This is a genomic window from Brevibacillus sp. FSL K6-0770, assembly GCF_038000275.1.
GTDB classification, from domain to species: Bacteria; Bacillota; Bacilli; order Brevibacillales; family Brevibacillaceae; genus Brevibacillus; species Brevibacillus parabrevis.
The window spans coordinates 4514964-4529341 of record NZ_JBBOBQ010000001.1; the positions used below are offsets into that span (position 1 = coordinate 4514964).

Genomic DNA, 14378 nt, shown 5'->3' on the forward strand with positions numbered 1-14378 from the left:
ACTATAGGAGACTCCCATCCATGGAAGAAAAGAGTCTCACGCGGGAAAGCCTGCTCGCGGCGCTAACTTCTTGCTGTCGCGCCGCGAGCGCAAACCGCCTTCCTGCGCCTTGTTGGTCCAAAACGTTTTTAGCTGATGCTCTCCGTCAAAGCCAGGAGAGCTTTTTCAAAAGCTTCCATCGGCGGATACGTGATACCCGCGCCGATCATGCCGATGCCGGCGTCTTTGTGGGCAATCGCCGTATTGATGACTGGCAGGATGCCTGTTTGGATGACTTGGCGAATGTCGATTCCGGTAGCTACCCCTTGGAAGTCCAGCAGCGGGATCGTCACATTCGGATTTTCCGCTGTCGTGATTTCTTTCATCGTGGTAGAAAAACCGATCGCTTCCTCAACCGTTCCCCCTACGAGCGCTACGATTGCGGGAGCAGCAGCCATGGCGAAGCCGCCGATTCCGTATGTCTCCGTAATCGCGCTGTCTCCGATATCGAGACCGGAGTCTTCCGGCTTGTAGCCTGCGAACATCGGACCGATCACTTTTTGGGCAGGACCAGTAAACCAGGTGTTGCCCGCCATGCCGCTCACGCGAATGCCAAACTCGACACCATTGCGCGCCATTGTCGTGACAATCGTGCTGTTTTCGATTCCGTGCGCCGCATCCAGCGCGCATTTGCACAAAGCCATCCAGGTCGGGCCGGAGAAATAGTCGCTGCTTGCCACAAATTCAAATACTTCGCGTTTTTGCTCGGTCGTGAAGTCAGTCTGCAAAATATGCGGGGTCAGCGCTTGAATCAGCAGGCTTGTCCCGGCGTTGTTGCGGTTGTGGCACTCGTCGCCCATATGGAGAGCCTGTGCCAGCATGAGGCGCAAATCGATTTCGCCTGCGATCTTCATCGCGTCGCGCAGCATCGGCCCGAGTACGTCGCGCATCCAGTTCAGGCGCGTGATGACGCTCTCGTCATTGGCACCCATGCGCAAAATTTTTGCCATTTGCTCGCTCATGTTTGTGTAAGCGACATTGCCGTACGTTTTGTTTTTCACTACGTGCATGAACATCGAAGCAGAAGTGACACCAGCCATGGAGCCTACGCAATTGTGCTCGTGGCAAGGAGAGAAAGTAATTGCGCCGGAAGCGGCTACTTGCTCTGCTTCCTCGATGTCTTTTGCCAAACCTTCGAAAACGATCGCCCCGGTTACGGCACCTTTCATCGCACCGCACATTTTGTCCCAAGTGATCGGAGGTCCTGCGTGCAAAATCGTCGTTTTGGTCATGCCCGGCACGACGTTGATGGCCTGGTCAAACCCGACGAGCATCGGCTGCGAGTTGATAATGCGCTCCACTGCCAGCTTGTTGGCCGCCGCGATTTTGTCTGCCAGCGCCGCGTTCTCCAGTCTGTCGAGCGCACGGATCAGTTCAGGCTTGCCGCCGCCTGGCGGTTTCCACTCCAGGTGCGTGGCATTCGCATTTTGCTTGATGATATCGTCTTTGAAAAATTCGATCCCTACGTTGATCGCATGGATGTTCCCGGCGAACAGCTCGTTGATTTTGCTCATGTTCATGCCCCTTTCACTACAAATTCTCTGGCCAGAAGTCCAGCGTTTGTGCTGCTGCTGGCAATCGTCACGCCTGCGTCCATCAGCTTTTTCACTTGCTCGTCGAAGTTCGGCGTATCCAGGTCGGTTCCCATTACGTAGCCGAGAATCTCCAGATGTCTGCCTGCTTTTGCCGCTTGCGCTTTTGCCTCCACAATCGCTGGCAGCATTACGCCGACAGGGTCTTCGTGCGAGCCGAAGCCGAGAATGAAGTCCATCAGGATGACGCCGACAGACGGATCTTTCGCTTCCTGCAAAAATCTGGCGATGCGCAAGGACGGGTCGATCATCGGGTGCGGCTTGCCGTTTGTGAAGTCGTCATCGCCCATGTCGAGGTACGTGTGCGCTTTGCTTTCATGAATGTTTTTCAGCTTGTAGTCGGGATTTTTCTGGATGTTGCTGTAGACGTCCGCGAACGTTTCCATGGCGAGATACATCGCTTCATCGCAAAGAGTGCCGCCGCAGAACAGGCCGCGAACGTATTTTTGCTCAGGCGCAAGCTTCGCGCGCACTTCTTCGATCAGCGGCCAGTTGAGGGCGCGTTTGTTGATCTCGTCTTCATTGGCCCCGGCAAGCACGACTGCTTTGAGCGCCGCTTCTTTGGTTGTTTTGGCAAAATGGCCGCCTGCCGCCACCACGGCTTCTTCGTCTCCGCCGATGAAGTAGACGACTACTGGCTTCGTGCAGTTTTTCACCTGCGCCAGCACTTTTTCCTGAACTGATGCGGCTGGCGGCTTGGAGATGAGCACAATCACTTTCGTCGCCGCGTCCGCTTCCAGCGCCTTGATGCCGTCGATCATCATGATGCCGCCCACTTGCTCGCTCAGATCGCGACCGCCCGTGCCGATCAGCTGTGTGATCCCGCCGCCGAAATCGTGGATGCGCACGCTCACTTCCTGGCTGCCTGTTCCCGACGCGCCCACGATGCCGATGCTGCCTTTGCGCACCGCGTTTCCAAAGCACAGGGCAACTCCGTTGATGATCGCCGTACCGCAGTCTGGCCCCATCATCAGCAAGCCTTTTTCATGCGCGTATTGCTTCAGGGCAATCTCGTCCTCGATGCTCACGTTGTCGCTGAACAGCATGACGTGCAGATCGTTTTCCAACGCTTTTCTCGCTTCTCTCGCCGCGAAAGCGCCATTGACGGAAATGATGGCGAGATTCGCTTCGGGGATGCTCGCCGCAGCAGAATCGATAGTCGGGTACTTGATCTCGCTCGCGCCTTTGCTGCCGCCTTTTTTCTTGGTAAACAGCTCTTCGATTTGCACATACGCGCTCTCGGCAAGCTCTTCTGTCGCCGCTTTGACGACGATCATCAGGTCGCTGCTTTTCGCCGCTTCCAGCTCCGGCGTGAGCAAGCCGACGTTTTTCAGCACTTCCTTGTTCATCTCCGTACCCATGGCAATCACTGCCTGTTCCACGCCCTCAATCTGATTCGCTTTGGTGGACAAAGACATCAGCGACACGGAATCAAAATACGTGCTTTGCTTGATTACAACTTTGGTAGACATACATTCCCTCCGGCTTCTAGATTTCGTTCCAAACCGCAAATCAGTCCCAGGGCCATATCGGTGCCTGAAGAAGAACCGATGCCCACGACTTTTTCCAAAGCTGGCAGCAGCTCTTCGCGCGAACCTTGCGTCAAGCAGCGAAGCAAGTCGACCAGCGACTCCCTCACTTTTCCGCTCGCTGCCTTTTTTAGCGTGATGGAACTGATTTCATTCGTCAGCTCTCTGGACGACTCGACCACTTTTTCAAAAAAACGGCATGACAAACAGCAGGGAATGTTCTGCATCTTGTATACAATGCACAATCCCACCAAAAAATCGTCTCCCGATGGCGTCAGCCCCGGCCCCAGTCCGACAAGCCGGACAGCCTGCTCGCTGGCTGACTCGCTGTTGCCCTTCGCCAGCTCGATTGACAGCGCCTCGGCACGCTCATTCAGCATGCGGGACGTCTCCCTTTCGAACAAACTGGCAGGGCGGGAAGACATTTTCATGCCTCCCGTTTTTCCCTTCGCGTCCACATACTGCTTCATGAACGCTACATTTTCGCGCAAAACGTCTATGTCACAAGGATAGGAAGGCAAGTGCGCTTCCCACTTTGTTGCTTGCCTTATGCAGATGAAGACGCCCGATCCGACAATCAGCTCGTCGCCTTTCCCGTAAACAGGATCGCCTTCCGCCACCTCCATGCCAGAGAGGGAAGGCAGATCGATCACCAGTGTGTTAGGACCGTTGTCCAGCTTGTTGCAGGCAATCGTGTACAGCTCATTGTCGTCGAGACATTTCAGATTGATCGTTCGCTCAAAAACACTGTGCACGAACCCGTGAAACGAGGAGCTTGCCAGCTTCTTGCAAAAATCCGCATCGCCAGACAATGCCTGAATGCGCATAGCTTGTGTTACTTCGCTCCTGCTGCGAGCAAAATTTGTTCGATTTCGGTGTAGCCTTTTCTTCTGGCAAGCTCAAGCGGTGTGACCCCGTATTTATCCACCATTTGCACGTTGACGCCATGCTCGATCAAGAGCTTGATGATCGTCTGCTGTTTTTCGCCGCCATCGCCCAAAATGATCGCTTCGATGAGCGGTGTCCAGCCGACGAAGTTCGTATGGTTTACATTGATATCTGTCGTGGTAAGCAGCTCGCGCACGATGTCTACATGGCCTTTTTCGCAAGCTGGCGTCAGGCCGACACCGCCAAAACGCGTCAAAAGTTCCAGGTTTGTGCCCGCTTTTACCATCATTTGCACAAGCTCCAGCTTGTTGTGAATGCAAGCGTACAAAAACGGGTTGAAGCATGTTTCATCCTGCAAATCGATATCCGCACCAGCTTCGATCAAAAATGAAACCGCATCCAAATGATCGTGCATCGCAGCCGTCAAAATAGCGGTACGCTTCTGTCTGTTTCGCGCATTGATGTCGACGCCTTGCTCCAGGTGCTGTTTCAGCGCCTCGATGTTTCCCTCTGCGGCAGCTTCGAGAAAAGCCTGCACTACGCTTTGGTCTGTCATGGTCGCCCTCCCATTTTCTCGTGGTGTTCACCGTTTTTTCTCGCAAAAAAATTGGACAAGCCTTCTGTCTTACAGCATTATTTTAGACAGGGGGCATGAAAACGTCATTGTGTATCGAAACTAAAAAAACGCGAAGGTCATTGTGCACATTGCATAAATAGCTTCTGTCCCGACACGAAGGAGTGATCCCGGATGTTGACCATAAAAGATTTGCTCCAGATCAAATCCATCGAAGGCATCAAGATCATTGCCGGAGAACAAAGCATCGACAATGTCATATCCATCGTCAACATCATAGAGAACCCGGATGCCTTCGACTGGCTGTCTTCCAACGAGCTTTTGCTGTCTACCGGGTACATTTTCAAGGACAATCCCGAACTGCAAAACAAAATCATCAAGGAACTGGCAGAAATCAACTGCTCGGGGCTGTGCATCAAAATGCAGCGTTACTTTGATCAAATCCCGCAAAACATGATCGACCTCGCCAACCAATACGGCCTGCCGCTTTTGGCGCTGCCTTTTGAATACACGCTGTCCAAAGTAATCGCCATCATCAACGAGAAAGCATCGGGACGTTACGATTTGCTGAACCGCAAGACGCTGGACATGCACAACGCGCTGTTTCGGATCGCGCTGGAAGGCGGCGGCCTGGACCGCATCTCCTCCGAGCTGTCCGAGACGATCAACAATCCGGTTCTGTTCCTGGATCGGGACTGGCATCTGCTGCAAGCGACAGAAGTCGCCGAGAATCCGATACCGCTCGCCTCCTGCCTTACGCTGAACAAGAACAGGCCCGTTTTTACCCGCGAGTTTACCGATTCTGTCCCGAAAAATATCAGCCAGATCAAAAAATCGATCAAGCGGATTTACCACGCGAAAAACCAGGACGTCAAATGCCGAATCTTGCCTGTCGCCGTCGCCAACTACATTTATGGCTACATCGTTGTCTGGCAAACGGTTCGCGAGCTGAATGAATTTGACTACATCGTGCTGGAGCAAGCTTCTACCATCGTAGCGCTGGAGCGGATCAAGGCGCGGGAAATCGAGGAAGTGAAGCTGAAGATCAGGCAGGACTTTTTCGACGATCTTTTGACGGGCAAAATCACCTCGGCTGAATCGATCCAGACATTGTGCGATCTGCACGGACTCAATTCGGCTTACACGTACTTCTGCATGGTCATCAACATCGAGCCTGTCGAGCTGGAAGAGATGGCCGATATGGTCGATCGCAAATACGAGCTGGACCGGATCGCCAAAAAATGCGTAGATCTGGTCTACGACTACTCAGGCAAAGCGCCTGGAGAGGTCACTTGCTTTTACCGCAACAACCGGATCATTATTTTGCTCGGGCAGCATGAGCATCGCCCGCTGATTTCCGTCAGCGAAGCCAAGCAGTTTGCTGGCGAGCTGTACAGCGCTCTTGCGGAGAAAATCAAGAAGACTTTGTTTTTCATCGGCATCGGCCGATCCTACAAGACGATTGCTTCCTTGCACAAAAGCTTTTCCGAAGCGCACGAAGCGATCCGGCTCATGCAGCGCTTCAACAGCAAAGGCGATGTCTCGCATTTTGAAGACTACTCGGTCTATCATTTTCTCGATTCCAACATCAAGGACAGCGAGCTGGAAGACTTTTTCCTCAAGCGGCTCGGCAAGTTGTACGAGCACGATCAACAGTTCGGCACGAGCTTCATGGTGACGCTGGACCAATACTTTTTGCATAACCAAAATGTCAGCGAAGCGGCAAAAGCGATGTTTATCCATCGCAACACGTTTATCTATCGGATTGAAAAGATTAAGGAACTGCTGAACATGGATTTGAAAAATTCGGAGGAGCTGTTGCAAATTCAGCTTGCTTTGAAAATCGGGAAGCTGCTGCATAAAGACTGAAAAAGGCGCTGTTCGGACGTAGTAGCCGGAAAAGCAACGGGAAAAGGCCATCTCCCCAAGTCAGATTACCTGGAGCAGATAGCCCTATCCTGTCGATTATCGCTTACGGATTAAGCGCCCTTGCCATCGCATTCACATAGTTTTCAACAGCGCGCTGGCTTACTTCTGCCTGCGGGACGAACCCTTCAAACCCTTGCCTTTGTCTTTGTCTTTGTCTTTGCCCTTGCCCTTGCCTTTGCCCTTGTCTTTGCCTTTGCCTTTGCCTTTGCCTTTGCCTTTGCCCTTGCCTTTGCCTTTCTTTGCCTTTGCCTTTGCCTTTGCCTTTGCCTTTGCCCTTGCCTTTGCCCTTGCCTTTGCCTTTGCCCTTGCCTTTGCCCTTGTCTTTGTCTTTGCCTTTGCCTTTGCCCTTGCCTTTGCCTTTGCCTTTGCCCTTGTTCTTACCCTTCCTTATGCCGAAACCCTTTTATCGTCCATTGCCACCCGTCTTGTCGCGGCCCAAAACAGGAGTGCTGCCGCGCTGACAGAAGCCCCCAGCAAGCAGACTCCGGCCCAACCATGATGCGCATACACGTATGTAGAGCTGATCGAGCCAGCGGCGCTTCCGATGGAATAAAAGATCATGTATCCGGCCGTCAGCCGACTGCGCGCCTCTGGGCGGATCGGCAAAATCATGCTTTGATTCGTGACGTGAACGGCCTGCACGGCCAAGTCCAGCAGAACGATGCCAATCACCAACACGATTAGCGACTGCTCGGTATAGCGGATGAAAAACCATGACAGCAACAAGAGACTGAGAGCAACGCCCGTCGTTTTTTGCCCGTAACCCAGATCAGCCAGCTTCCCTGCCCGCGCTGCCGCCAAGGCGCCAGCAACTCCGGCCAGGCCGAACGCCCCGATTGCCGTGTGCGAGAGAGACAACGGCGGCGCACTGAGCGGCAATGCCAGCGGTGTCCATAAAATGCTGAACGCGGCAAAAATCAGCAGGGCCAATATCGCCCGTATCCGCAGGAGCCGCTCTTCAGCAAACAAGACGAACACGGACTTCAACAACTGGGAGTAGGATAGCGGCTTTACCGTTCGCTCGATATTCGGCAGCACCTTCCACAACACGCCAACGACCAGCAGCATCAATGCCGCGAAGACGAGATAAACAGCGCGCCATCCAGCCAAATCTGTAAGTGATCCGGCAACGGTTCTGGCGAGCAAAATGCCAATGACGATTCCGCTTGTGACCACCCCAACGACCCGGCCGCGTTCGGCAGACGACGCCATGGTCGCTGCGAACGCCACGAGCGTTTGCGTCACGACCGCCAACAATCCCACGAGTGCGATACCCGCGTACAGGATCGCGCTGCTGGCAGCCGTTCCTACCAGCACAAGCGCCAAAACAGATAACAGCATCTGTGTAATGATCAATCGCCGCTGGTTCAACAAATCGCCTAACGGCACAAGCAGCAACAATCCCGCTCCGTAACACACTTGCGTGACCGTAATCACGCTCCCGATAACAGAGTAGTCGATGCCAAACTCCCTCGACAGATGATCGAGCAATGGCTGGGCGAAGTAGATCGTAGCTACCGACATCCCGCATGCCACGGCAAACAGCCACGTAACCAGCCTGGAAATGCCAGAGCCTTGAACAGCATCCGAATCGCACAGCGTCGGCTGTACTGGCTGCTCCAGTTGCGCCGGTTGTTCTAGATGCGCTGACTGTTCCAGCTGCGCCGACTGTTCCAGCTGCTCAGACCGACCTAGCTGTTCCGACTGACCTAGCTGTTCCGGCTGCTCTGACTGTTCCGGCTGGCCTAGCTGTTCCGACTGGCCTAGCTGTTCCGACTGTTCCAGCTGTCCCGGCTGCCCTAGCTGCACCGACTGTTCCAGCTGCTCCGACTGTCCCGGCTGCTCCGACTGTTCCAGCTGCTCCGACCGACCTAGCTGTTCCGGCTGTTCCGATTGTACCGACTGACCTAGCTGTTCCGACTGTTCCATCTGTCCCGGCTGCTCCGGCTGTTCCGATTGTTCCAGCTGCACCGACTGTTCCAGCTGCGCCGACTGCTCCAACTGCTCCGACTGTCCTAGCAGTTCCCGCTGCTCCGACTGTTCCACCTGCATCGACTGACTTAGCTGTCCCGACTGTCCAAGCTGCGTCGACTGTCTCAGCTGTTCCGAATGCACCGACCGATCTAGCTGTCCCGATTGTTCCAGCTGTCCCACCTGCACCAACCGACCTGGCTGTTCCACCTTTTCCAACCGCATCGGCTTTTCCAAATCCACCGACTGTCCCAGCTCCACCAAATCCACCGCCCCGTCTACCCGAACCGCCTCACTCTCCATAGCCTCTTTCATTTTGAACTCACCTCGATTCTATGCTTAATAAAAAAGCCAACCACCAACAACAATACAGTACCGATCAGTACGTTATTGTGCCCAGAAAATATATCCCATCTCTTCTTCCCCTGTCAATAAAAACATCCACAAACGCAAAACCCCGCAACAACACCGCTTCTCCCTCGAAGCCAGGATACTCTCATTTGACAACACTAGCCAAAAACCATAAAATATATCATACCGATAAGTAATAAATTCATTCACCCATATCGAGAGGGACAAAAACAAAAATGGCGAGAACACGCGAGTTTGACGAAGAAAAAGTATTGGATGCTGCCATGCAGCTTTTTTGGGAGAAAGGGTACGAAGCGACTTCTTTAAGCGATCTGACAGCCAGGATGGGAATCCAGCGCCCCAGCATCTATTCGGCTTTTGGCGACAAAAAGGAACTGTTTGAAACCGCCTTGCGCAAATACACGATGTCGCACGCAGCCGAAGTGCGGAATCGGCTGCAGAGCAAGCCATCTGTCAAAGAGGCGTTTCGCGCTTTTTTTGAACAAGTGGTGGAAGAGGAGTATGCAGGTGATCTCAGTCGGGGCTGTTTTTGCATCAATACGATGGTCGAGCTTGCTCCGCACGATGAGAAATTCGAGATTTTGACCAGAGAGCATCAGATGTATTTGGCGGTCATCTTTCAGGAAACGATCGAGCGCGGAATCAAATCAGGCGAAATCGACCCCGGAATAGATGCCAAGGCCGTCTCGCAGTCGCTGATCGTCTCGTTGATCGGGCTGACTGTCCTGTTGAAAGCCCGTCCCCAACGCTCCTTCGTGGAAAATACGATTCGCGTCATCCTTCAATCACTTGGTTAACGGAACTAAAAAAAAGAGTGCCATCCATGCCTGAGCAAGCATCCGTAAAACGGCGCTCTTGAAAGCTCTGCATGGGGCACTCCCTCGATCGTTTCTAGTTTTGAATGTACTTTTCAAACACTTTGCCGAAATCTTTGACGGCGAATTTCTCCCTGGCGTCCATGAGCCAGTCGAAAGAGTACTGATTGATCGACCTGAACTGGGACGATACATCTGCCTGATGGCCTGTGACTCTGCTCAGTGTGCTTTGCGCAATGCTCAGACTTTCTTGGGCAATCTGGAGCGCTATTTCGTTCTCGCGCGTGATCGAGGCGATCTTCAGCAGCGCCTTGTACAAATCTTTCAGCTCTTCCAAATGCTTTTTATTCACGTCAATCGAGTAATGCACGTCGCCGATGGAAAATTTGATTTCCACATCCAGGTCGACGGTGCCTGCTGTTTCCAAAGCGACGTTTGCGATTTTGTGCGTGCCGTAAGAAAAGCGGCGCAGCGTGCGCTTTTTGCTGGTTGCACTCGTTCCGTCCAGGTGAATCAGCGCCAGGTTCGTAAAGCAATATTCGTCTGCTTTGGATTTGATCAAAAAGTAGATTTTTTCGTTGTCTTCATGCATGACGTAATCGTCTGCATCGACTTTGTCAAAGTCGGCTGGCTTTACCACTATCCCTACATTGCTCAATCCGAGCGCGTCTGCGGCCAATTTTCCGAACATGCGCAAAACCTCCCTTGTATTTTGGGCTTATGCCTATCCCCCATTATTGTACGTGCCAAACAATCCCAGGTTGTTATTTATTTCAGCCAGTCAGCGTTACAGCCAGGTCGTCTTCTCTTCCGCAGCCACACGGTTTGTCACAGGCGCATCCGCTTCCGGGTAACCGATGAACAGCGTGCCTACAACCTTTTTGTTTTCCGGCGAGCCGAGAAATTCCAGCAAGCGCTCGTCGCGCACCAAGCCGATTCCTCTCGTGCGCCAAACCATGCCAAGTCCAAGCTCCTTCGCCGCGAGCCACATGGAGTGAATCGCGCAGCATACAGCGTATTCGTTGTCTTCCGATGAAGCCTCGTCGCCCGGAATTACATCCGATGTGACGACGATGACCAGCGGTGTTTTTTCCAAAACAGCCAAAGAGTCCTGAACGAGATTCGGCTTGGTCGGAAAACGCTCCAGCAAAAACGCCTTGGCGATTTCCTCAAACCGTTGCTTTGCCTCTCCTCTGATGACGTAAAAATGCCACGGCTGGCGCAAACGGTCATTCGGGGCCAAAACGGCGCAATCGAGCAGCGCCTGGATTTTCTCTGTTTCGACTTCTTTTGGAATATAGTTGCGGACGGCTCTTCTCTCTTTCAATGTTTCGACTACGGACACGACTGTTACCTCCTCGCTTTCTTTCCATTCATAAATTTCCCATTTCATTATATCGAATGGCAAATCGGTTCGTATAGAGCGGCCGGAAGATTACGCTCCGAACCCCGTTTTTTTTCATTTAGAATGAATCGCCATATGCGCCGTGTGCTCGTCTTCTTTTTTCACGTAAATATCGTACTGGGTACGATCCTCGCGCGGAAACATCCCTGCGCTGTCTGCTCCCAAGTGACTCCGACCATATGAGTACGAACGAGTCCGAAACTTCACCCCGTGGGCGGACAACTTGTGGACGATTTGCAAATATCGCTCGTGACCGAACGCCGTATAAACTAGGCACTTGTATTTGGAAAAGAGCGTGAGAAAAAAGTTCATGAACGCACCTCCCTCCCTTTCATCTGGCACATGCCAAACAATGGCTGAATCAAAATTAATAATTGACAGAAAATTATCCACTCGTTACTATGAATTATACAACTAACCATACAACTATACGTGTATTAGTCTTCTTGTTGTATGAACTTTGGAAAAGGAGGTTGCGATGCACAAGCCGTCAACACGTCAAAACGTCAAATCCAAGGAGGACTTATGAACAAGCCAAAATATGTCTCTGCCAACATCCTACTCGCTCTCATTCTGCTTTTTGCGGGCTTCCAGCAAAGTACATTCGCCCAGGACAAGATTTCTGCAAACCAAACAGCTGCGATTACAGCAACAGAAAGTCCCGTCTCCATCGCCAACAAGTCGTACGTCGTTCCCGGAATTTTGACAGTGCCTTCCACAGCAACAAAAGAACATCCAGCTCCTGCTGTGCTGCTCTTGCATGGCACGGGCGGAAACAAAAACGAGCTGGGGGATATTTACAAAAAACTGGCAGCCAAGCTGGCCGCAAACGGGTACGCATCTTTGCGCATCGATTTTGTCGGCGGTGGCGACAGCAAGGTCCCTTATGTCTACAACAACTTTGACGATTCCGTGCTCGATGCCAATCAAGCTATCGCTTTTCTCGCAAACAACCCGCTGGTCGACAAAACAAGAATCGGCGTTCTCGGCTGGAGTCAAGGTGGCCGGATTGCGCAAGTAGTGGCAGCGAGAAACGAATCGGTCAAAGCGCTCGTGACGTGGGCATCTGCTTCTTCCAACGGCGCGACAGACTTCGAAGATATGTTCAAGTATGAGGAGCAGGCAATAAAAAATGGCTACTACGATTTCGTATTGCCATGGGGCAGCAAGCTTCGCCTTGGCAAGCAGTGGTTTGTGGCGATGAAAAATTCAAAAGCAATGGAAGAAATCAAACAGTACACAGGCCCGCTGTTAGCCATTCACGGCTCTTTGGATGTCATTGTGGCTCCTGCCAAGTCACGCGAATTGCTGAAAAACGCAGGCAGCAACGATGCGACTTTGCGCATTTTGGACAAGGCAGATCACGGATTTCTCCTTGTCAAAGGCGACAGCCTCAATCCTGACCAGTCCACACCGGAAGAACTGCTCAAAATAACGGTCGATTGGCTTGCCGAAAAATTATAGCAACCTCTCTCTAACGATAGCGAAAATCCCATCAGCGCACCTTCTGATGGGATTTCTGTCATATGCCGCAAGTATAGGGCAGACAGGCAGGCGAAACACATTCGCTGGCTGCTGTTTACCGCTTTCCTAATACGTGCAGATCGTTAGCTGCGCGTCCTCTTCCGGAACAAAAAATTTATTGTGCATCAGGATGTTCCCCGTCTTATCGTAAATCACTTCCAGAATCAAGACGAACCAATTGTTTTGGGAAGGCATTTTATGCGTTTTAATGAGGTCGTTGCCTTTGACAAACTTGATTTCGAGCTTCGTGCTGTGCGCGTATTCATAGATTTGCTCGTCTACAAACGCCGCGAGCTGCGCTTCTTCGGCGTAGTTGATTGAGTATGCCTCAAAAGTGTCGTAGGGAATCATCGTGAATCCGTAAGCTCTCGCCCGTTTTTCATGTTCATAGAGCCGATCAACGCCCATAACCCAAGGGACGATTTTTCCAAGCGTATTGATCACATAATCATTCGGCACATCGATCCGATAGCTGATCGTTGCCAGCTCAATCTCGTACTGTGAGCACTTATAAACGGGATTCGTCTTTTTTTCCAACCCGGCATGGTTCACGTTAGGTGTCTTGCTGACATAGCTGCCTGAGCCGTGACGCATGACGATAAATCCGTCTTCCTGGAGCAGTAAAAGCGCCTGCCGCAAAGTCATCCGGCTGATCCCGAGCATCTGGGACAAGTCTGTCTCGGATGGAAGTTTGCTATTTTCGGGATACAGACCGCTCTGGATCATGTGCAAAATTTCGTTGTACGCCTTAATATATCTCAGAACTTTGCTATCGTTTTGCCCTTTTTTCGGATTTGTGATAAACACTCACCTCTTCTCTTCCCCTTCCTCTCATTATATGCCCGCCGGAAGCGGTCTATCAAACAGACGATGTATGCACCGTGGCAGACATGGTTGAAAAAAGCGGCTGCTCTCCGCGCAAAAACGCCGGATCGCAGCCGCCACGCCAAATAACAGGCATATTTTCATTGCTACTGAACGGGCCAAAGACACCCTACAACTCCATCACCGGAATCCCTTTCGGCGCTCGCAGCGGCTCAATCGGCTTGCCCGCCGATCGCACCAGCGTGTAGTATTCATAGCAGCCAATCACGGTAAAGTCGCCATCAATGACGCCCGGATAAGCGCGGTTGACGGAATACACCTGGCTCTGGTGGGCGCGCAGCGCTTCGCCTTTTTGTGTCCGGTAGTCTGTGATGTCTACCTTGCCTGTAATCGGAACCGCAGGCTGCGGGCCACTGTCCGGGCAATGGTCGTAGTAATGCGGGATCGACACGTAGTACAAATCCGGATATTCATCCGCCGCAAGCTGCGCTTCTGCTTGCTCGACCGCAAGCGTGGTCGCTTTGCAGGTGACGATATGATCGGGGTGTCCGGTCACGCCGTCTGGCGGAAACGTGATGACGACATCCGGCTTCCACTCCACGATCGCCTCGCGTATTTTGGCTGTCAACTCAGCCAGATCGGCATGCTGCAAAGATCCGTCCGCATAGCGGAACAAATCCAGCCGCTTGATGCCGAGCACTTCCGCGGCTTTTGTCAGCTCCTGCTCCCTGTGGCGAGCCAGCTTTTCCCGGCAATCGATCTCAAATGGTCCGGATCGCCCTTTGCAACCAGATGTGATGCACAAGTAGCAAGTCTCTTTGCCCTCTGCCTTGCATTTGGCCAGGGTGCCGCCGCAAGCGAAGGACTCGTCATCCGGGTGGGGGAATACTACCATCAGTTTTTTCATCTCGGGCA

General features: G+C 52.4%; 13 protein-coding genes. 3 read left to right on the forward strand and 10 right to left on the reverse strand.

The window, feature by feature from the left end; translation table 11 throughout:
* Positions 1–128: 128 nt before the first annotated feature.
* Genes NST23_RS21400 through NST23_RS21415 form a run of 4 tightly spaced genes read right to left on the reverse strand, consistent with a single transcriptional unit; the run spans position 129 to position 4604 of the window.
* Positions 129–1553 carry a YlbE family protein gene (locus tag NST23_RS21400; protein ID WP_122965949.1) on the reverse strand — a complete coding sequence of 475 codons (1425 nt, stop codon included), beginning with the start codon at positions 1551–1553 and terminating at the stop codon, positions 129–131.
* Positions 1554–1555: 2 nt separating this feature from the next.
* A complete protein-coding gene (fdrA, locus tag NST23_RS21405; protein WP_122965950.1) occupies positions 1556–3103 on the reverse strand; it encodes an acyl-CoA synthetase FdrA in 1548 nt (515 codons plus the stop codon).
* Positions 3085–3987: a DUF2877 domain-containing protein gene (locus NST23_RS21410; RefSeq protein WP_173598212.1), complete on the reverse strand. Its 903-nt coding sequence runs from the start codon at positions 3985–3987 to the stop codon at positions 3085–3087. Before NST23_RS21410 ends, fdrA begins: the two co-directional genes overlap by 19 nt.
* A gap of 8 nt (positions 3988–3995) precedes the next feature.
* Positions 3996–4604, reverse strand: a complete 609-nt coding sequence (locus NST23_RS21415; RefSeq protein WP_122965952.1) for an ankyrin repeat domain-containing protein — start codon at positions 4602–4604, stop codon at positions 3996–3998.
* Positions 4605–4796: 192 nt separating this feature from the next.
* Between NST23_RS21415 and NST23_RS21420 the strand changes: the two genes are divergently transcribed.
* Entirely contained in the window at positions 4797–6491 is a 1695-nt protein-coding gene (locus NST23_RS21420; protein ID WP_340964546.1) for a PucR family transcriptional regulator, read from the forward strand.
* Between the two features lie 447 nt (positions 6492–6938).
* On the opposite strand, the gene NST23_RS21425 is transcribed toward NST23_RS21420, so the two are convergent.
* Positions 6939–8150: an MFS transporter gene (locus NST23_RS21425; protein WP_340965207.1), complete on the reverse strand. Its 1212-nt coding sequence runs from the start codon at positions 8148–8150 to the stop codon at positions 6939–6941.
* Positions 8151–9109: 959 nt separating this feature from the next.
* On the opposite strand from NST23_RS21425, the gene NST23_RS21430 reads away from it, so the two are divergent.
* On the forward strand, positions 9110–9691 hold the full coding sequence (locus tag NST23_RS21430; RefSeq protein ID WP_340964548.1) for a TetR/AcrR family transcriptional regulator: 582 nt from the start codon (positions 9110–9112) through the stop codon (positions 9689–9691).
* A 94-nt stretch (positions 9692–9785) separates the two neighbouring features.
* Here NST23_RS21430 and NST23_RS21435 read toward each other — a convergent pair whose 3' ends face one another.
* From NST23_RS21435 to NST23_RS21445, 3 genes are all read right to left on the reverse strand, one after another.
* On the reverse strand, positions 9786–10400 hold the full coding sequence (locus tag NST23_RS21435; RefSeq protein ID WP_173598153.1) for a PH domain-containing protein: 615 nt from the start codon (positions 10398–10400) through the stop codon (positions 9786–9788).
* A 96-nt stretch (positions 10401–10496) separates the two neighbouring features.
* A complete protein-coding gene (locus tag NST23_RS21440) occupies positions 10497–11054 on the reverse strand; it encodes a nitroreductase family protein (RefSeq protein ID WP_122965957.1) in 558 nt (185 codons plus the stop codon).
* 114 nt (positions 11055–11168) lie between these two features.
* Entirely contained in the window at positions 11169–11426 is a 258-nt protein-coding gene (locus NST23_RS21445; RefSeq protein ID WP_122965958.1) for a hypothetical protein, read from the reverse strand.
* Between the two features lie 213 nt (positions 11427–11639).
* Here NST23_RS21445 and NST23_RS21450 point away from each other — a divergent pair, with 213 nt between their 5' ends.
* Positions 11640–12578: an alpha/beta hydrolase gene (locus NST23_RS21450; RefSeq protein ID WP_167470364.1), complete on the forward strand. Its 939-nt coding sequence runs from the start codon at positions 11640–11642 to the stop codon at positions 12576–12578.
* Positions 12579–12704: 126 nt separating this feature from the next.
* Here NST23_RS21450 and NST23_RS21455 read toward each other — a convergent pair whose 3' ends face one another.
* Together NST23_RS21455 and NST23_RS21460 are read right to left on the reverse strand one after the other, a co-directional pair.
* The gene (locus NST23_RS21455; RefSeq protein WP_122965960.1) at positions 12705–13445 is read right to left on the reverse strand and encodes a GntR family transcriptional regulator; all 741 of its coding nucleotides are present in this window, start codon (positions 13443–13445) and stop codon (positions 12705–12707) included.
* A 187-nt stretch (positions 13446–13632) separates the two neighbouring features.
* Positions 13633–14370 (reverse strand): PIG-L deacetylase family protein, encoded by a 738-nt coding sequence (locus tag NST23_RS21460; RefSeq protein WP_122965998.1) that lies wholly within the window; start codon positions 14368–14370, stop codon positions 13633–13635.
* Between the last annotated feature and the right edge of the window lie 8 nt (positions 14371–14378).

Excerpts from the sequence above, each read along its gene's own strand:
- NST23_RS21435 (WP_173598153.1), bottom strand. The coding sequence starts at position 10,400 with ATGTTCGGAAAATTGGCCGCAGACGCGCTCGGATTGAGCAATGTAGGG.
- NST23_RS21420 (WP_340964546.1), top strand. The coding sequence starts at position 4,797 with ATGTTGACCATAAAAGATTTGCTCCAGATCAAATCCATCGAAGGCATC.
- NST23_RS21445 (WP_122965958.1), bottom strand. The coding sequence starts at position 11,426 with ATGAACTTTTTTCTCACGCTCTTTTCCAAATACAAGTGCCTAGTTTAT.
- NST23_RS21430 (WP_340964548.1), top strand. The coding sequence starts at position 9,110 with ATGGCGAGAACACGCGAGTTTGACGAAGAAAAAGTATTGGATGCTGCC.
- NST23_RS21400 (WP_122965949.1), bottom strand. The coding sequence starts at position 1,553 with ATGAGCAAAATCAACGAGCTGTTCGCCGGGAACATCCATGCGATCAAC.
- NST23_RS21415 (WP_122965952.1), bottom strand. The coding sequence starts at position 4,604 with ATGACAGACCAAAGCGTAGTGCAGGCTTTTCTCGAAGCTGCCGCAGAG.
- fdrA (WP_122965950.1), bottom strand. The coding sequence starts at position 3,103 with ATGTCTACCAAAGTTGTAATCAAGCAAAGCACGTATTTTGATTCCGTG.
- NST23_RS21460 (WP_122965998.1), bottom strand. The coding sequence starts at position 14,370 with ATGAAAAAACTGATGGTAGTATTCCCCCACCCGGATGACGAGTCCTTC.
- NST23_RS21410 (WP_173598212.1), bottom strand. The coding sequence starts at position 3,987 with ATGCGCATTCAGGCATTGTCTGGCGATGCGGATTTTTGCAAGAAGCTG.
- NST23_RS21450 (WP_167470364.1), top strand. The coding sequence starts at position 11,640 with ATGAACAAGCCAAAATATGTCTCTGCCAACATCCTACTCGCTCTCATT.